The 16,533-nt window shown below is 72.3% G+C and carries 20 protein-coding genes and 2 tRNA genes; 11 read left to right on the top strand and 11 right to left on the bottom strand.

The window, feature by feature from the left end:
* Window positions 1–5 precede the first annotated feature (5 nt).
* Window positions 6–617: a mycothiol-dependent nitroreductase Rv2466c family protein gene (locus tag IE290_RS14640; RefSeq protein ID WP_191245061.1), complete on the top strand. Its 612-nt coding sequence runs from the start codon at window positions 6–8 to the stop codon at window positions 615–617.
* Here IE290_RS14640 and IE290_RS14635 read toward each other — a convergent pair.
* Complete coding sequence (locus tag IE290_RS14635; RefSeq protein ID WP_191245060.1) at window positions 604–1,281, bottom strand: MBL fold metallo-hydrolase; 678 nt, start codon at window positions 1,279–1,281, stop codon at window positions 604–606. The genes IE290_RS14640 and IE290_RS14635 overlap by 14 nt on opposite strands.
* Entirely contained in the window at window positions 1,278–1,955 is a 678-nt protein-coding gene (locus tag IE290_RS14630) for a 2-phosphosulfolactate phosphatase (protein ID WP_191245059.1), read from the bottom strand. Before IE290_RS14630 ends, IE290_RS14635 begins: the two co-directional genes overlap by 4 nt.
* A gap of 46 nt (window positions 1,956–2,001) precedes the next feature.
* Here IE290_RS14630 and IE290_RS14625 point away from each other — a divergent pair, with 46 nt between their 5' ends.
* Complete coding sequence (locus tag IE290_RS14625; protein WP_191245058.1) at window positions 2,002–2,472, top strand: ribose-5-phosphate isomerase; 471 nt, start codon at window positions 2,002–2,004, stop codon at window positions 2,470–2,472.
* Entirely contained in the window at window positions 2,472–3,281 is an 810-nt protein-coding gene (locus IE290_RS14620; protein ID WP_191245057.1) for an Fpg/Nei family DNA glycosylase, read from the top strand. The genes IE290_RS14625 and IE290_RS14620 overlap by 1 nt, the downstream gene beginning before the upstream one ends.
* Window positions 3,282–3,323: 42 nt before the next feature.
* Here the strand turns inward: IE290_RS14620 and IE290_RS14615 are convergent, their stop codons facing one another.
* Together IE290_RS14615 and IE290_RS14610 are read right to left on the bottom strand one after the other, a co-directional pair.
* Window positions 3,324–4,115 (bottom strand): hypothetical protein, encoded by a 792-nt coding sequence (locus IE290_RS14615; protein ID WP_191245056.1) that lies wholly within the window; start codon window positions 4,113–4,115, stop codon window positions 3,324–3,326.
* 46 nt (window positions 4,116–4,161) lie between these two features.
* On the bottom strand, window positions 4,162–4,947 hold the full coding sequence (locus IE290_RS14610; protein ID WP_191245055.1) for a class I SAM-dependent methyltransferase: 786 nt from the start codon (window positions 4,945–4,947) through the stop codon (window positions 4,162–4,164).
* A gap of 84 nt (window positions 4,948–5,031) precedes the next feature.
* On the opposite strand from IE290_RS14610, the gene IE290_RS14605 reads away from it, so the two are divergent.
* Together IE290_RS14605 and IE290_RS14600 are read left to right on the top strand one after the other, a co-directional pair.
* Entirely contained in the window at window positions 5,032–5,901 is an 870-nt protein-coding gene (locus tag IE290_RS14605; protein WP_191245054.1) for an LLM class F420-dependent oxidoreductase, read from the top strand.
* Between the two features lie 11 nt (window positions 5,902–5,912).
* Window positions 5,913–6,359 (top strand): nuclear transport factor 2 family protein, encoded by a 447-nt coding sequence (locus IE290_RS14600; protein ID WP_191245053.1) that lies wholly within the window; start codon window positions 5,913–5,915, stop codon window positions 6,357–6,359.
* A gap of 332 nt (window positions 6,360–6,691) precedes the next feature.
* Here the strand turns inward: IE290_RS14600 and IE290_RS14595 are convergent, their stop codons facing one another.
* The 3 genes from IE290_RS14595 to IE290_RS14585 form a co-directional block, all read right to left on the bottom strand.
* Window positions 6,692–7,231 carry a YdcF family protein gene (locus IE290_RS14595; protein ID WP_229874481.1) on the bottom strand — a complete coding sequence of 180 codons (540 nt, stop codon included), beginning with the start codon at window positions 7,229–7,231 and terminating at the stop codon, window positions 6,692–6,694.
* Window positions 7,224–7,772, bottom strand: a complete 549-nt coding sequence (locus IE290_RS14590) for an AAA family ATPase (protein ID WP_191245052.1) — start codon at window positions 7,770–7,772, stop codon at window positions 7,224–7,226. The genes IE290_RS14595 and IE290_RS14590 overlap by 8 nt, the downstream gene beginning before the upstream one ends.
* A gap of 34 nt (window positions 7,773–7,806) precedes the next feature.
* Window positions 7,807–7,877 (bottom strand) — tRNA-Gly (locus tag IE290_RS14585).
* A gap of 82 nt (window positions 7,878–7,959) precedes the next feature.
* Between IE290_RS14585 and IE290_RS14580 the strand changes: the two genes are divergently transcribed.
* Together IE290_RS14580 and IE290_RS14575 are read left to right on the top strand one after the other, a co-directional pair.
* A tRNA-Pro gene (locus tag IE290_RS14580) sits at window positions 7,960–8,036 on the top strand.
* Between the two features lie 72 nt (window positions 8,037–8,108).
* The gene (locus IE290_RS14575) at window positions 8,109–8,729 is read left to right on the top strand and encodes a flavin reductase family protein (protein ID WP_191245051.1); all 621 of its coding nucleotides are present in this window, start codon (window positions 8,109–8,111) and stop codon (window positions 8,727–8,729) included.
* A 125-nt stretch (window positions 8,730–8,854) separates the two neighbouring features.
* Here IE290_RS14575 and IE290_RS14570 read toward each other — a convergent pair whose 3' ends face one another.
* Entirely contained in the window at window positions 8,855–9,814 is a 960-nt protein-coding gene (locus tag IE290_RS14570) for a DNA polymerase domain-containing protein (RefSeq protein ID WP_191245050.1), read from the bottom strand.
* An 87-nt stretch (window positions 9,815–9,901) separates the two neighbouring features.
* Here IE290_RS14570 and IE290_RS14565 point away from each other — a divergent pair, with 87 nt between their 5' ends.
* A complete protein-coding gene (locus tag IE290_RS14565) occupies window positions 9,902–10,993 on the top strand; it encodes a serine/threonine-protein kinase (protein ID WP_191245184.1) in 1,092 nt (363 codons plus the stop codon).
* Here IE290_RS14565 and IE290_RS14560 read toward each other — a convergent pair whose 3' ends face one another.
* Window positions 10,994–11,452, bottom strand: coding sequence for a GNAT family N-acetyltransferase (locus IE290_RS14560; protein WP_191245049.1), 459 nt, complete (start codon window positions 11,450–11,452; stop codon window positions 10,994–10,996). It lies immediately after the preceding gene.
* Window positions 11,453–11,537: 85 nt separating this feature from the next.
* Here IE290_RS14560 and IE290_RS14555 point away from each other — a divergent pair, with 85 nt between their 5' ends.
* Window positions 11,538–12,071 carry a DUF1360 domain-containing protein gene (locus tag IE290_RS14555; protein ID WP_191245048.1) on the top strand — a complete coding sequence of 178 codons (534 nt, stop codon included), beginning with the start codon at window positions 11,538–11,540 and terminating at the stop codon, window positions 12,069–12,071.
* 59 nt (window positions 12,072–12,130) lie between these two features.
* Window positions 12,131–13,513 (top strand): aldehyde dehydrogenase family protein, encoded by a 1,383-nt coding sequence (locus tag IE290_RS14550; RefSeq protein WP_191245047.1) that lies wholly within the window; start codon window positions 12,131–12,133, stop codon window positions 13,511–13,513.
* Between the two features lie 41 nt (window positions 13,514–13,554).
* On the opposite strand, the gene IE290_RS14545 is transcribed toward IE290_RS14550, so the two are convergent.
* Entirely contained in the window at window positions 13,555–14,574 is a 1,020-nt protein-coding gene (locus IE290_RS14545) for an esterase/lipase family protein (RefSeq protein ID WP_229874479.1), read from the bottom strand.
* A gap of 121 nt (window positions 14,575–14,695) precedes the next feature.
* Here IE290_RS14545 and IE290_RS14540 point away from each other — a divergent pair, with 121 nt between their 5' ends.
* Complete coding sequence (locus tag IE290_RS14540) at window positions 14,696–15,364, top strand: QsdR family transcriptional regulator (protein WP_229874478.1); 669 nt, start codon at window positions 14,696–14,698, stop codon at window positions 15,362–15,364.
* Between the two features lie 12 nt (window positions 15,365–15,376).
* Here the strand turns inward: IE290_RS14540 and IE290_RS14535 are convergent, their stop codons facing one another.
* Complete coding sequence (locus IE290_RS14535; protein WP_191245181.1) at window positions 15,377–16,372, bottom strand: LacI family DNA-binding transcriptional regulator; 996 nt, start codon at window positions 16,370–16,372, stop codon at window positions 15,377–15,379.
* Window positions 16,373–16,533: the final 161 nt, after the last annotated feature.

Here is a 16,533-nt window from a genome sequence, read left to right as displayed (position 1 = left end):
CACCCATGACCGCAGAGCGCACACGCGTGGACTTCTACTTCGACCCCGTCTGCCCGTTCGCCTGGATCAGCTCACGCTGGATCCTCGAGGTGGAGAAGCAGCGCGACCTCGACCTGAACTTCCGCGTCATGAGCCTCGCGGTCCTCAACAGCGGGCGCGACCTCCCGGCGGAGTACAAGGAGCTGCTCGAGAAGGCGTGGGGCCCGGTGCGCGTGGCCACGGCGCTCGCGCAGGAGAAGGGCGAGGCGATCCTGCGCGACTTCTACACCGAGTTCGGCACCCGCTACCACAACCAGGGCAACAAGGACATCCCCGAGGTCATCCGCCAGGCGCTGGAGGCCGTGGGCGCTCCCGCCGACCTCGCCTCGGCGGCCGACTCCGCCGAGTACGACGACGCGCTGAAGAAGAGCCACCACGAGGGCATGGACCCGGTCGGCATGGACGTCGGCACGCCGACCATCCACATCGACGGGGTCGCGTTCTTCGGGCCGGTGCTCAGCTCGATCCCGCGCGGCGAGGACGCCGTGAAGGTGTTCGACGGTGCCCGGCTGCTGGCGAGCTACCCCGACTTCTACGAGCTGAAGCGCACCCGCACCGGCGAGCTCAACTTCGACTGAGCTCGTCCCGCTGGGCGGCCACGAAATCCGGGCCCACCGGGTCGCCGTGCCCCGGCACGATCGTGGCGGGGCGCAGGGCGAGCAGCCGGTCCAGCGCTGCGGGCCAGCTCGCCGGGTGCGCGTCCGGCCCAACCGACGGCGGCGCGCCCTGCTCGACCAGGTCACCGGCGAAGAGGATCCCGGCGTCCGGCACGTGCACGGCCACGTCGTGGTCGGTGTGCGCCACGCCGGGGTGGACCAGCTGGACGACCCGGCCGCCGAGGTCGAGCTGGACGCGGTCGGTGACCAGGTGGTCCGGCAGCACCAGGCGGGCCGCGGCGAGCCGGTCGGCTTCGGGTTTGCCCGCGAACCGGCGCACCCACTCGGTCCGGTCCGACTCGCCCTCGCGTTCCAGGGCGTCGCGGCAGCGTTCGTGCGCCCACACCGGGCAGGGCAGGAACGCCGCGGTGCCGAAGTGGTGGTCGAAGTGGGCGTGGGTGATCACCACCGTCCACGGCAGGGCGGTGATCTCACGGATCTCGGCCGCGAAGGCCGCGCCCTGCACCTCGTCGCCGCCGGTGTCGATCACCAGGCACCGCTCGGTGCCGACGACCAGCCCGAGCGTCTGGTCCAGGTGCTCGTAGCGCCGGGCGTGCACGCCGTCGGCGAGTTCGAGCCAGGTCACGCGGCCTCCAGCAGGTCGTCGACGAGGACGGGGACCGTCGCGCTGACGTCCACCGCGGCGGCGAGCTCGACGTCCCGCCGGTGGCCGTTGCAGGCGAGTTCCCGGCCGGAAGCACATCCTCGCAGGGCTTCGCCGATGTCGGTGCCGCGGTAGGCGGTGGCGGCCAGCAGAGCCTCGGGGGAGGCGGAGCGGCCGGACAGGGCGGCGGCGATCGCGCCCGCGCCGAGCAGGTCCTCCACGCACGGGCGCAGCGGCCCGGCGGACGCGGTCGTCGTGATGTTGATGCCCCAGCGTTCGCCGGCCGGGATGATGCCGATCGGGCGCGCGCCGGCCAGCCGGTCCGCGGCGGCCGCGACCGCGGTGGCGTTGCGCAGGCAGCCCACGAGCACCGTCGCGCCCGTCTCGGCGACCGCGGCGCACAGGGTCGCGCCGTTCGGGGACGGCAGGTCGAGCAGTCCCGGATCCGGCCCGACCGCGGCCGGCCGCGGCACCCGGCCGCCGCGCCACCGCAGCGGGCGCACCCGGCCACCCCGGCCCGTCACGAGGTCCACCGTCGTGCTGAACGACAGGACGTCCACGACGACCAGCACCGCGCACTCCCGCCCCAGCCCGGCGACCCCCTCCGCGCCCCACTCCACCCGCAGGTCATGCCCGTCCTGGGCGAACACGTCCACACCCCCCAGCATGCCCGGCTGCGGCCCGGATGCGAGACTCCAACCCGTGCGCGTCTACTTGGGATCAGACCACGCCGGCTTCGAGCTGAAGAACCACCTGGTCGAGTACTTGAAGGGCCAGGGCCACGAGGTCACCGACATCGGCCCGGCCGTCTACGACGCCGCCGACGACTACCCGGCCTTCTGCATCGAGACCGCCCGCCGAGTGGTGGCGGACGAGGGCAGCCTGGGCATCGTCATCGGCGGTTCGGGCAACGGTGAGCAGATCGCCGCGAACAAGGTGAAGGGCGCCCGGGCCGCGCTGGCCTGGAAGCCGGAGATCGCCGCGCTCGCCCGCGAGCACAACCACGCGCAGCTGATCGGCATCGGCGCCCGCATGCACACGGTCGAAGAGGCCACCGCGATCGTCGACACGTTCCTGAACACCCCGCCGTCGGAGGACGCGCGGCACGGCCGTCGCGTGCAGCAGATGCTCGACTACGAGCGCACCGGCACGCCGCCGCCGCTGCCTGCCTGATGCCCGAAGGGCACACCCTCCACCGGCTCGCCCGCCTGCACCAGCGGCGCTACGCGGGCGCGCCGGTGGGCGTCTCCAGTCCGCAGGGCCGCTTCGCGAGCGAGGCGGCCCTTTTGGACGGTCAGGTGATGCTCAAGGCGGAGGCCTACGGCAAGCACCTGTTCCACGACTTCGGCCCGCTCGGGTCCGTGCACGTCCACTTGGGACTCTACGGCACGTTCACCGAGGCCAAGCTGCCGGAAACCCCGCCGGTCGGGCAGGTCCGGTTGAGGCTCACCGGCCGGACACATTGGACGGACCTGCGCGGACCGACCCGGTGCGAGCTGCTGACCCCGGACGAGGTCGACGCGATCAAGGCGCGCCTCGGCCCGGACCCGCTGCGCCGCGACGCCCGCCCGGACGAGGCGTGGCGGCGGATCTCGGCGTCCCGCACGTCGATCGCCGCGCTGCTGATGGACCAGAGCGTCGTTTCCGGAGTCGGCAACGTCTACCGGGCCGAGGTGCTGTTCCGGCACCGGATCAACCCGATGGTGCCCGGCCGGGCGCTGGACCAGGTGCAGTGGAAGGAGATGTGGACCGACCTCGTGACGCTGATGCGCAAGGGCGTGCGGATCGGCCGCATCGACACCGTGGACGACGAGCACCTGCCCGAGGTCACCGGCCGCGCGCCGCGGCAGGACCGGCACGGCGGCGAGGTCTACGTCTACCGGCGCACCGGGCAGCCGTGCCTGGTCTGCGGCTCGCCGGTCGCGCACACCGAGCTGGCCGGGCGGAACCTCTACTGGTGCCCGGTCTGCCAGGCGGCGTAGAAAAGCGGGCCGGACTGCGCGTCCGGCCCGCTGTGCGGTGAATCAGAAGTCGCCGAAGCCGCCGAAGTCCCCGCCACCGAAATCGCCACCGCCGAAGTCGCCGCCCATGTCTCCGCCGAAGTCTCCGCCCGCGTCGCCACCGGCGTCACCCATGTCACCGCCGGCGTCGCCGATGGCGTCTTCCTGGCCGGCGTCGTAGCCGGACTCCCACGCCTCGGCGCTGGCGATGCCCGCCATGCCGCTGAACATCGCGCTGAACAGGAACATCGAGCCCAGGCCCCACGCGCCGGCCACGAGCGCCGGCTTCCACCACGGCTCGCTGTACCAGCCCTGCGGCACCGGGCGCCCGGCCACGCGGCCGCCGGGGTAGTAGTACGGCGTGTTGTCGCCCGGGTTCGGCGAGGCCTCGTAGTGCCTGCCCTCGACGTCGACGCTGCGGTGCTCGGTGACCTTGCCGGCGCGCTCGCGCTCGGTCTCCTCGGGCAGCTTGGGGCCCGGGTCCATGCCCATCGCCTCGCGGGCCGCGCGCACGTAGTAGAGGCCCTCCAGGGCGGTCTCCTTGACGAGCTTGGCCTGCTCGGCCGTCTGCGCCTGCTCCAGTTGCGAGCCCGCCGCGTTGTAGCGCTCGGACGCGTCGGCCAGCGCCTGCTTCGCCGGCTCGTTCGAACCCACGAGGTTCAGCACCTGCCCGCCCAGGCGCTCGACCAGGCGCCGCGCGTCGGCCTTGGCGTCGTCGAGCTGGCGCCGCCGGGTGGCGGCCTGAGCCTTCGCGAAGTAGGCGATGCCGCCCACGATGAGGACGAGGAGCACGATCACGGTGATCGTGGTGCCCATGGCTTACTCCCGGAAGTTCGGTGTCTTGAACCGGACAACGCGGACGCTACGCCGTTGGTTCCCAGGTTCCGCACAGCACGCGCACGGGCACTTCCTCCCTGAACACGCCCCCGGGTTCGGCGGCCAGCAGCTCAGCCCGCAGATCGGCGTCGAAACCGCGCCGACCTGCGGCGTCGAGCTTCTCCAGAGCCCTGGCGGAGTAGAAGGCGCCGACCACTTCGTCGAGGCTCAGCCGTTCGGTGTGATCAAGACGATGTTCCCGCACCCGGCTGAACCCGGCCCGGTCGAGCAGCTCGCGGTAGTGCGCGCGCTCGTCCTCGCTGCTGCCGCACGCCGGGAACTCCAGCGCGCCCAGCCAGCGGCCGGACACCTGCCGGATCGCCGTCGCCCACCGGCTGTGCTGCGTCCACACCGGCGTGCCGTTGGCGATCACCGCGACCCCGCCGCCGGGCCGCAGCAGCCGGGTCAGCGCGGCGAACAGCGGGCCGGGATCCATCCAGTGCAGCGCCTGGCCGATGGTGACCAGGTCGAGGCTGCCCGGGCCGAGCAGCGGCTCCAGGGCCGGCACGTCGGTGTCCGCGCCGACCACCCAGACGACGTTGGGGATCTCCGCCGCGCGGGCCTGCGCGAGCATGTCGGGCGAGGGGTCCATGCCGATCACCGCGCCGGCCCGGGCGGCCATCGGCGCGGTCAGCTGGCCGGTGCCACAACCCAGGTCGAGCACCCGGCCGAGCGGGAACTCCGCCGCCAGCAGGTCGAAGACCTCCGGCCGGTACCCGCGGCGGAACCTCGCGTAGTTCGACGCCACCTCGCCGGCGAATTCCTGGATCATCCGCCCAGTCTGTGACCTGCGGGAATCGCGGGGCAAGCGGTTCCGCTCTCGACGAAAACTAGAACACGTTATAGTCTCGGGCGCATGAAGTTCACCCTCTCGGTCGCGATGAACCCCCTGGACCAGTTCACCGAGTTGGCGCGCACCGCCGAGGAGTGCGGCTTCTCCTCGATCGCACTGCCGGACTCGCTGTTCTACTCCGAGCACGTGTCCGCCGAGTACCCGTACACGCCGGACGGCAGCCGGTTCTGGACCGCGGACACGCCGTGGGCGGACCCGCTGGTGGCGGTCGCGACGATGGCCGCGGTGACCGAGCGGATCGAGTTCTACACGTCGGTGCTCAAGCTCGGCTCGCGCAACCCGGTGCTGCTCGCGCGGCAGGTCGGGTCGGTCGCGGTGCTGTCCGGCAACCGGTTCGGGCTCGGGCTCGGGGTGGGCTGGTCGCCGGAGGAGTTCGAGTGGTGCGGCGCGCCGTACGCCAACCGCGGCAAGCGCGTGGACGAGGCGATCGAGGTGCTGCGGCTGATCCTGGACGGCGGGATGGTCGAGTACCACGGCGAGTACTTCGACTTCGACAAGCTTCAGATGAGCCCGGCGCCGTCGGAGCACGTGCCGTTCTACATCGGCGGGCACACCGAAGTGGCGTTGAAGCGCGCCGCGCGGGTGGGCGACGGCTGGTCCTCGGCGATGATGAAGTTCGACGACCTGCGCTCGACGATCGCGCGGCTGGCGGAGTTGCGCGCCGAGTACGGGCGGGCCGACGTGCCGTTCGAGATCCAGGCGGTGTGCATCGACCGGTTCGGGCTGGACGGCTACCGCGCGCAGGCCGAGATCGGCGTGACCGACATCGTGACGCAGCCGTGGGTGTTCGAGGGTGTCGGGTTCGGCGATCCGATCGGCCCGAAGAAGGACGCGATCCGCAAGTTCGCCGACGAGATCATTTCCCGGTTCTGAAGGGGTGTGCCATGGGTGTTCAGGTGTGCTGGGACGTCGATGCCGAGCAACCGCCGGCGCGGGTCGCGTCGTGGAAGTCGATGAACGCGACCTGCCGCGGCGCCAAGGACGAGTGGCTGGCGTTGTTCGCTGCAGACGCGGTGGTCGAGGACCCGGTCGGCAAGTCGATGTTCGACGAGGAGGGCCGCGGGCACCACGGGCACGAGGGGATCGCGGCGTTCTGGGAGCTGACGATCGCGAAGGTCGAGCGGTTCGAGTTCGTGATCAAGGATTCCTTCGCGGCGGGTGACGAGGTGGCGAACGTCGGCACGATCACGACATACCTGCCCGGCGGGTACCGGGTGGATACCGAGGGCGTGTTCGTGTACCGGGTGGGTGCCGACGGTCTGGTCCGGTCGATGCGGGCGTTCTGGGAGACCGAGCGCGCGATGGCGACGGCGCGGCAGGTGTCCGGGTAAACAGTGGGGGCGCCTGCGTAAGCGGTGCGTTACCGGCGGTGTGGCTGTGGTTCGTTGTGCTGACGCCCGGCGAGGATGCCGCGCATGCACGGCAGATCGCCTTTGGAACTGTGCGTCTACTGGGGCTGGCTCCCCGACAGCGAGGCCGGGGCCACCCACTGGGTCTCCCCAGCGCGCGACTACCACCCGAGGACGGGGCTGAGGTCCAACTGCGGGAGGCGCTGCATCCCGTCCGACCGGACCCACGCGTGGCGCAAACTGCCGCGGTGCCGGGAGTGCGTGTCGTCACTGGCTGTCCCGGGCTGACCGGCTGGGCGCATCCCGGGGAACCGCTAGACCAGGCGCTTGGTGAAGCCGGCGTCGATGAGGCGTTGCAGGGCGGCCCGGACGGTCGCGGGGAGGGGTTGCGGGATGGCGAAGCCGCGCTCGGCGTAGACGGTGATGCATTGTGCGGGCTTCGCGGCGCAGACGATGTCGACCTCGGGCCAGAGCCTGCGGCAGGTCGCGTAGGCGCGGCGTTGCTGGTAAGGGCGCGAGATGAGCGTGACATCGCGGATGTCTTGATCGCGGAGCAGTTCGCGGGTGAAGGTGATGTTCTCGCGGGCCGGCACCCCTCGGGCGCACGCGTGCTCGGCGAAGTGGACGGCTTCCCCACGCGGGAACAGGTCGACGGTGGTGGGCGCGTTGGCCCCGGTGAAGACGACCAGCGGAAACCGCCCCGCGTGGTAAAGCTCCGCGGTATAGCCGGCGACGCCGAGATCATGACTCCCGAGCCCGATGCCGACGTCGGCCCGCCGGGGCTCGTGGTCCAGGTGGTGGTAGCGCCAGAGGATCTCGACGTCGGCGCGCAGCTGTTCGTCTGCCTCACTCAAGGTTGCGCAGCAAGGCTTGGTAGGTCCGGTCCACCTGACCTTCCTCGATGTGGACGATCCGCGCTGCCGGCCGTGCGGCGATCACCGCCATCAACCGGTCGTACATCACCGGCAAGTCGTCGAACCCGCCACCGCGCTCGATCATCTCCTGGGCCTCGACGTGCAGTGGATCCGCCGCCGCCCGCGTGCGCTCCGCGAAGCGCCTCAGCGTGTTCTCCTTGCTGTCGAGCAGCACGATCTCGTGGAACGTGGCGTCCACCTCGCGCGCCAAGCCGTCGAGCTGTTCGATGAACGTCGTCCGGCCCAGGAACTGCGGAACCACCACATCGTGGCCGGATGTCAGGTGGGCGCGTGCGGCAGCGAGCGCGACGTCGCGAGCAAGCCGGCCGGCGGTACGCGGGTCGTCGCGCCAGCGGCTGATCAGGCTCCGCAGACGGTCGTCGTCGAGGTTCAGCGCCAGCGGGTGCTCGTCCACATACCGCCCGGCGAGGGTCGACTTGCCACACGCGGGTGGCCCGTTGAGCAAGATCAGCCGCGGCACCTGGCGACCGTACCAACGAACAGAAGACACCGAGAGCGGGCGACGGGAATCGAACCCGCACCACCAGTTTGGAAGACTGGGGCTCTACCATTGAGCTACGCCCGCATGCACCCGCATCGCACGGGCGCGTCTGCGAGTCTAGCGGCTCACGCTAGAGTGATCGCACCGCCCCGGCCTCTGGGGCGACCGGGATGTGGCGCAGCTTGGTAGCGCATCCGCTTTGGGAGCGGAGGGTCGCAGGTTCAAATCCTGTCATCCCGACCACACGGTCGGCCGGTTCTCGTGGCAGGACCGGTTCGGCCGCGGCCGACACGTTTCGTTCCTAGCGTGGGCGGCATGAAGGCTTTGACGGACGGGCACGTCGTGATCAGCCCGAAGATCCTGTACTTCGGCACCCCGGTGGTGCTGCTGTCCACCGAGAACGCCGACGGCAGCGCCAACCTCGCACCCATGTCCTCGGCCTGGGCGCTCGGCCAGGTGGTCGTCCTCGGGCTGGCCGCGGCGTCGCACACGGTGGCCAACCTCCGGGCACGTCCGGACCTGGTGATCAACCTGCCGGGGCCGGACCAGTGGCGGGCGGTGGAGCGGCTCGCCCCGCTCACCGGGGCGGACCCGGTGCCGGACCACAAGCGCGGCGCGTTCCGGCACGAGGCGGACAAGTTCGGGGCGGCCGGGCTGCGGCCGGTGGACTCCGACCTGGTCCGGCCGCCGCGGGTGGCGGACTGCCCGATCGCGATGGAAGCGCGCGCGGTCGAGGTGGGCGAAGGGTGCACGGGCGGTTTCGTCGTGGTGCAGGCGGAGGTGCTGCGCGTGCACTGCGAGTCGCGGCTGGTGGTGCCGGGGACGCAGCACATCGATCCGGGGGAGTGGAGCCCGCTGATCTACAACTTCCGGCACTACTTCGGCCTCGGGCCGGAGCTGGGGCACAGCTTCCGCTCGGAGACCCCGCGCGGCTAGGAGCACTGGCCGGGCAGACGTGGGCCGGACCAGTGGCGGGCGGTGGAGCGGCTCGCCCCGCTCACCGGGGCGGACCCGGTGCCGGAGCACAAGCGTGGCACGGCACGAGGCGGACTCCGGCCTGGTCAGGAGCCCTGCTCGCGGCGGGCGCGGGCCCGGCGTTTGCCCTCGTGCATCGCCTGGACGCGGGCGATCGGGATGGTCCGGCCGTGCTCCACCAGCTCCTCCGGCAGCTCCTGCGGCTCCGGCAGCGACTCGGTCCACGGGTCACCCGAACCGAGCAGCCGGAGGGCCTCGCGCAGGGTGAAGTCCCTCGGGTGCACGTTGTCGAGGTCCTCCCACGGCACGGGGAACGACACGGGCAGTCCGGGGCGCACCCGCGGGCTGTACACCGCCACGACCGTCGCGCCGCCGGCGCGCGTCGAGTCGAGGAAGACCTTGCCCCCGCGGTCCTCGCGGATGAACGCCGTCGTCGCCAGGTCCGGGTCGAGCTTCTCGGCGCGGGCGGCCAGCGCCCGGGTCGCCGCGGCGGCCTGCTCCGCGTCGGCGCCGCGCACCGGCACGAAGATGTGCACGCCCTTGGACCCGCTCGTCTTCACCGCGCCCGCCAGCCCGCAGTCGGCCAAGGCCTGGCGCACCAGGTGCGCCGCGCGCACGGCCAGCCCGAAGGCGTCCGACCCCTCCGGCGGGTCCAGGTCCAGCACCAGGTGCGTGGGCCGCTCCAGGTGCCCCGCGGTGCCCAGCGTCGGGTGGTACTCGATCGCCCGCTGGTTGCCGAACCACAGCAGCGTCCGGCGGTCGTTGCACAGCGCGTACGACACCTGCCGGTGCGAACTCTCCGCCCACATGCTCACCCGCGGCACCCACTCCGGCGTGTACTTCGGCAGGTTCTTCTGCATGAACGGGTCCTGGGCGCGCAGCAGCCGGACCACCGACAGCGGCCGGTCCCGCAGGGCGGCGATCATCCGGTCGGCGACCGCGTCCAGGTAGTCCACCAGGTCGCGCTTCGTGGCGCCGGCGTCGGCGAACAGTGACTGGTCCAGGTTCGTCAACGACACGCCGTCCCGCACCTCTGCGCTGCTCATCGCCCCACTCTTGCCGATCGGTGTCGTCCAGGCCACTCCTGGCGGGGTTTGCCCGTACCCGCGCAGGGGTAGCGATTCCTCGTGGACATGGGCGAGCGGTACCGGCTCGAGGAGCGGATCGGTGGCGGTGGCAGTGCCGACGTGCACCGCGCGTGGGACCGCGTCGCCGAACGCGAGGTCGCGGTCAAGCTCTTCCACGCCGGCCCGACGCCCGCCCAGCAGCGGAGGCAGGCGCAGGAGTTCCGCATCCTGGACCGGCTGCGGCACCCGGCGCTGGTGCCGCTCTACGACTCCGGCGTCCGCGACGGGCGCGTCTTCTTCGTGATGCGCCTGGTCGACGGCCCGACGCTGGCGGACCGCATCGCCGAGGGACCGCTCAGCGTGGACGAGACGATCGAGCTGGGCGCGCGCCTGGCGGACGCCCTGGCTTACGTCCACCGCGCCGGCATCACGCACCGTGACGTCAAGCCGGCCAACATCCTGCTCGCGTCGGACGGGGCCGTGCTCGGCGACTTCGGCATCGCGCAGGGCCATGACAGCACCCGCTTCACCACGACCGGCACCGTCGTCGGCACCGCCGCCTACATGGCGCCCGAGCAGGTCCGCGGGGAACCGGTCGGACCGTCCGCGGACGTCTACTCGCTGGCACTGGTGCTGCTGGAGTGCCTGTCCGGGCGGCGCGAGTACCCGGGCTCGCTCACCGAGTCCGCGGTGGCGCGGTTGCTCCGCCCGCCCGCGGTGCCGGACGGCCTGCCGCCGCACCTCGCGGACCTGTTGCGGCGCATGGGAGATCGCGACCCGGACGCACGGCCGCCGGCGCGGGAAGTGGCGGCCGTGCTCGGCGGGGTGACGCGGCCGCTGGCCGTGGTGAGGCCGCGTCGCCGGCTGGCGGTGGCCGCCGGGTCCGCGGTGACGGCCGCCGCGGCCGCTCTCGCGTTCACGCTCCTCAACGGCTCCACCGCGGAGGTCCCCGCCGCCTCCGTTCCGGCGCCCGCACCGGTTTCGGTGGCCCCGCCGCCGGTGACGAGCGACGCGCCGGCGCCGGTGGCGAAGACGGCCCCGGTCACCCAGGCCGAGGAGACGCCGGCCGGGCCGGACAGCCGGGGCAACGGCAAGGGCAAGGGTCAGGACAAGAACGAGGGCAAGGGGCCGCAGAAGAAGCCGCACAAGGACAAGTGATCAGACCGCCTTGCTCATGTGCACCAGAGCCCCGTCGAGGAACGGCTCCTCGCGGTCGACCCGGTAGCCCAGCCGCCGGTAGAAGCGGATGTTCTCGGTGAACAGCGCGTTGGTGTAGAGCCGCACGCCGTGCAGGCCCATCGACTGGGCCAGCAGGTCCGCGTGCCGCATCAGGAGCCGCCCGTATCCCGCGCCCTGCGCCGCGGGCCGGACGGCGACGTTCTCGATCAGCAGGTGGTCCACCGCCGGGATCATCTCGATCAGCGCGACCAGCTGGTCGTCGTCGTAGAGCAGATCGATCTGGTGCGCGGTCACGGCCTGCCGGTAGTCGGTCTGCATCGGCAGGGGTTCGCGCCGGATGAGGTCCACCCACTTCGCGTACGCGGCGTGGACCAGATCCCGGATCGCGTCGGCGTCCTCGGGCGTCGCGCGTCGGAAGAGGTATTTGTGTTGCGGCATTTCTCCTCCTTCGCGGCCGGGCGGTTGCCCGCGCACCCCGGGGGTACCCGGTGGCCGCACGAACAGCCGAGCATCAGGAGAGCGTATGGCGCAACACGCGGTACTTCGGGACCTCGCCGCCGCGGGTCGCACCGAGGCCGACGCCTACCGGGGGAACCACGACCGCCCGCTGGGCGGCTATCTGGTCGTCATGCTCGTCTACGCCTCGCTCGTGGCGGCGGCGGCGCTCGCGGCCGTGCTCACCGGCCGGAAACTGCCCCGTGACCTGCGGGTGTCCGACATCGCCCTGATGGCGATGGGTACCCACAAGCTGGCCCGCACCATCAGCAAGGACGCTGTCACCAGCCCCCTGCGCGCCCCGTTCACCCGATACGCTGACACCGGCGGCCCCGCCGAGGTGATGGAGGAGGTGCGCAAGCCCTCCGGGCTCCGGCACAGCATCGGCGAACTGCTCAGCTGCCCGTTCTGCCTCGACATGTGGGTGGTGACCGGGTTCACCGTCGGCCACGTCTTCGCACCCCGCCTCACGCGCCTGGTCGCGGCCGCGCTGGCCGCGCTGACCGGCGCCGACTTCCTGCAGCTGGCCTACGCGAAGGCGCAGCAGATCGCCGAGGGCTGACCGCACCCGGGTGTCGCGGGGGAAGAGCAGGGGTACTCGCACCGCGGACAGGAGGTGCGATGACTGAGCTGATGACCCGGGAAGACCCGGCCATCGAGGTCCACGACCCCGCGACCGGTGAGCTGGTGGGACGCGTGCGGAGCGCGACCGAGCAGCAGGCCGCCGAGGCGGTGCGCGCGGCGCGATCGGCGTTCGCGGCCTGGGCGCGGACGGCGGCGGGGGAGCGGGCCGCCGCGCTGAAGGCCGCGGCGGCCGAGCTGCGTGAGCGGGCGGACGAGCTGGCCGCGATGAACCACCGTGAGACCGGCAAGCTGCTCGACGAGGCGCGCGAGGGCGTGCTCGCCGGAGCGGGCACCCTGGAGCAGTACGCCGAGCTGGGCCCGGCCCACCGCGGGCGCAGCCTGCAGGGCGGCTGGGACGCGACCGACCTGATGGTGCCCGAGCCGCGCGGGGTCGTGGTGGCGCTGACGCCGTGGAACGACCCGGTCGCGGTCGCTTGCGGGCTGCTCGGCGCGGCCCTGGCGACCGGGAACGTGGTGGTGCACAAGCCGAGCGAGCGGTGCCCGCACGTGGGCCGGATGCTGACCGAGCTGCTCGCGCGGCACCTGCCGGCGGACGTGCTGACCTGCCTGGACGGTGACGGCCGGGTCGGGGCGTGGCTCGCGGAGTCCGCGGACGTGGACGTGATCGCGCACGTCGGCAGCACCGCGACCGGCCGGTCGGTGGCGGTGGCCGCGGCGCGGACCGGGGCGAAGGTGCTGCTGGAGAACGGCGGCAACGACGCGCTCATCGTCGACGCCGGGGTCGATCCGGCGTGGGCGGCCGCGCAGGCCGCGCTGGGGGCGTTCGCGAACGCCGGGCAGATCTGCGTGTCGGTCGAGCGGATCTACGTGCACCGCGCGATCGCCGACGAGTTCCTGGACGCGCTCGTGGCCGAGGCGCGGAAGCGTCCGGCGGAGGTGCCGATGGCGCCGCTGGTGGACGAGCGTCAGCGCGAGCACGTGCACTCGCACGTCGAGGACGCGGTCTCGCAGGGCGCTTCGCTGCTGGCCGGCGGGACGGTGCCGGACGGGCCGGGCGCGCACTACCCGGCGACCGTGCTGAGCGGGTGCACGCCGTCCATGCGGGTGCTGACGGAGGAGACGTTCGGGCCGGTCGCGCCGGTGCGCGTGGTCGACAGCTTCGACCAGGCGCTCGAGGAGGCGGCCGACGACCGGTACGGCCTGACGGCGACGGTGCTGACCGAGTCGATGGCGCACGCGCAGCGCGCGTGGCGGGAGCTGCCGGTGGGGACGGTGAAGGTGAACAACGTCTTCGGCGGCGCGCCCGCCGGGGCGGCCCATCCACGCAAGGCCAGCGGCGAGGGATTCGGTTACGGGCCCGAACTGCTGGACGAGATGACCGTCACGAAGGTCGTCCACATCGGACCGGTGGGCGGTTAGGCGGGGGTCCGGCCCCGCCCTGGGGCGGGACCGGACGCGCGTCAGCGGGTGGCGAAGACGTACGGCTTGAGCGGCGGCTCCGCGGGCACCCGGCTGTGCAGGGCGAGCTGCTCGGCGATCACACCGGTCAGCGCCGCGTAGTCGGTCGCGAACCGCGCCGGATCGACTCCGGGCATGAACAGCTGTCCGCACGCTTCGCGGGGCACGCGGCCGGGGTCGGCCGGACCGGGATGCGTCAGGGCGTCCATCGCGATCGCGTACGCGGCCGGGTCGTAGGTGCCGACGGCGAGGTGCTCCCCGGCCACGTTCGCCGGGCACACGTCCTGAACGGCCACGTTGGTGATCCGCCCGCCCCCGCCGCGGAGGCTGGTGGTGCCGCTGTCGTCCAGGTTGGGCTGCACGAACTCGTCGGTGCGGGTGTAGACCGCCGTGTAGGAGATGCCCGGGAAGGTTTCCTGACCGGAGTTCATCGCCCTGGTGTATGCCGAGTTCAGCGTCTGCTGCCACAGCGCGGGTGCGCACCCGAGGACCGGCGGGCACATCGCGTTGATCACGACGCTGCCGTGGTTGGTCGCCCCGAGTCCGACGTAGTCGTCGACCATCGGGCGCAGGTCCGGCCAGAACCGCAGCGCGAAGCGGGGTTCGGTGCCGCCCTGGCTGTGGCCGACGACGTCCACCTGGCGTCCGCTGATCCGGTGCACGTGCCGGATCGCGTTGACCACGTACTCGGCGGAGACCTGGGCGTCGGACATCGCCTGGTCCGGCAGGGTCACCGCGCAGTAGGGCCGGCCGAGCTGGTCCAGCGCCCGGAACCAGTTCCAGCCGAAGTCCTGCTGGGGGGTCAGGGTCGTGCCGGGCACGAACAGCACCACGTCTTCGGTCGCCGCGGCCGCGTTCGCCGTGCAGGTGATGCTCTTCGCCAGCTCCGCGGCGGGCACGGTGAGCACCGGTCCGGGGCGGTCCACCGGCGCAAAGGACGGTGCGGCGGCCGCGGGCGCCGGCACGGCGACGGCTACGGCGATCAGGGCTGCCGCCGCGAGAACACGGTGAAGGCGCATCATCGCTGCCTTTCTGTCCACATCGGATCCACTTCGGGTGCCGGGAACGATAACCGCGCACCGGCGTCCGTGCAACACATTCGAAAATGTTGCAGGAGACGTCCTGTCGCCGTAGAGTGCCGTTGTGAGCACAGACGTGTCCTGGAGCAGGCTGGCGTCGGACGCTGCGGTGGAGTCCGCGCGCCGGGAGCCGTTCACCAGGCTGTCCCGCGAGCTCTACGCGGGACAGGAGAGTCGCCACGCCGGGCCGCGCCAAGCCCTGCGGGCGGCGCGGCGCACCTTCCTCGCCGGTGAGCGGGTCGACATGGGGACGCTGGCCGCGGAACTCGGGGTCGACCGGGCGACCCTGTTCCGCTGGGTGGGCAACCGCGACGAGTTGCTGTCCGAGGTGATCTGGTCGCTGTGCCTGCCGACCTGGCAGGGCGCCGTCCGCGGCGCCGAGGGGACCGGGGTGACGCGGGTCGTGTCGGTGTTCCACGCCTTCAGCGCCGCCATCATCGACGCCGGGTTCTTCCGGGCCTACCTCCGCCGGGAGCGGGACCGCGCGCTGCGGCTGCTCACCACCCGGGCCGGTGTGCACCAGACCCGCGTGATCGCGCTGTTCGAAGGACTGCTCCAGGCCGAAGAGGCCGATTCCGGTCTCCGGTTGCCGCTTCCCGCGCGCGACACGGCGTACGTGATGACCCGCATCGCGGAGTCGTTCATCTACGCCGATCTGATCGTCGGGGAGGAACCCGACGCGGCGAAGGCGGCCGCCGCCGTCGCGGCTCTGCTCGGCCCAGCCCAGTCCTGAGTGGACACCGATCTACGCCGATTCGCGCAGGGTCAGCGACACCGGCAGCACCTGCCGCCGCGGGGGGAGCGTTTCGCCGGCCAGCAACGAAGTCAGCGTCGCCACCATCTGGCGCACCTGGGCGGCCGGGTCCTGGTGCACCGTGGTCAGCGGGGGGTTCATCGCGGCGGCCAGGGCCGGGTGGTCGTCGAAACCGACGACCGCGACGTCGGACGGGACGCGGCGGCCCGCGGCGCCCAGTGACTGCAGCACCCCAGCGGCCATCACGTCGCTGGCGACGAACACCGCGTCCAGCTCAGGCTCCCGCGCCAGCAGGCGGTCCATCGCCTCCCGGCCGCCGTCCAGGGTGAAGTCGGCCTCCTCGGCCAGGCCCGCCGACTCCAGGCCCGCGTCGGCGAGGGTCTTGCGCCACCCGGACAACCGGTGGACCGCCGCGGTCTGGTCCTGCGGGCCGGCGACCGTCGCGATGCGACGGCGGCCCCGCGAAACCAGGTGCTTCACCGCGAGCCGCGCGCCGGACTCGTTGTCGAAGTCGATCACGTGCACCCCGCGTGCCACCCCGCCGGCCGGACCGCCGAACACCACCGGCAACCGCAGCAGCCGCAGCGCTCGCGGCAACGGGTCCGCCTGGTGCGGCGCGAACACCAGCGCGCCGTCGACGTGCCCGCCTTCCAGGAAGCGCATCGTCCGCGTCAAATCGTCGCGCCCGTCGCAGAACATCAACACCATCTGGATCCCGGTCGCGGCCAGCTCCTGGTAGCCGGCGCGCATCACCGCCGTCCGGTACGGGTCCCCGAGCAGGACCTCCTCCGGCTCGGACAGCACCACCGCCACCGCGCCCGTCCGCCGCGTCACCAGCGACCGCGCCGCCTGGTTCGGCGAATAGCCCAGATCGGCCGCCGCCGCGCGCACCGCCTCCCGGGCACGCGCGCTGACGTTCGGGTCGTCGTTCAGCGCCCGGGACGCCGTCGAGCGGGAGACCCCGGCGAACGCGGCGACGTCCTCCAGCGTCGGACGGCCCTCGTGGTTGCCGTGTGCGGTCACCGGGTCACCTTCCGCCAATGATGGGAGCGCTTCCAAGGATAACCTATCTTGACACCGCTCGTGACTAGGGACACACTCAACCCCGTTCTGGGAGCGCTCCCAAAATCTCCCTCCCTGGAACCCCA

This window comes from Amycolatopsis deserti (assembly GCF_014653945.1).
Classification (GTDB): Bacteria; Actinomycetota; Actinomycetes; order Mycobacteriales; family Pseudonocardiaceae; genus Amycolatopsis_E; species Amycolatopsis_E deserti.
Note: the sequence above shows the minus strand (reverse complement) of the source record. Positions and strands in the feature narration are given on the sequence as shown.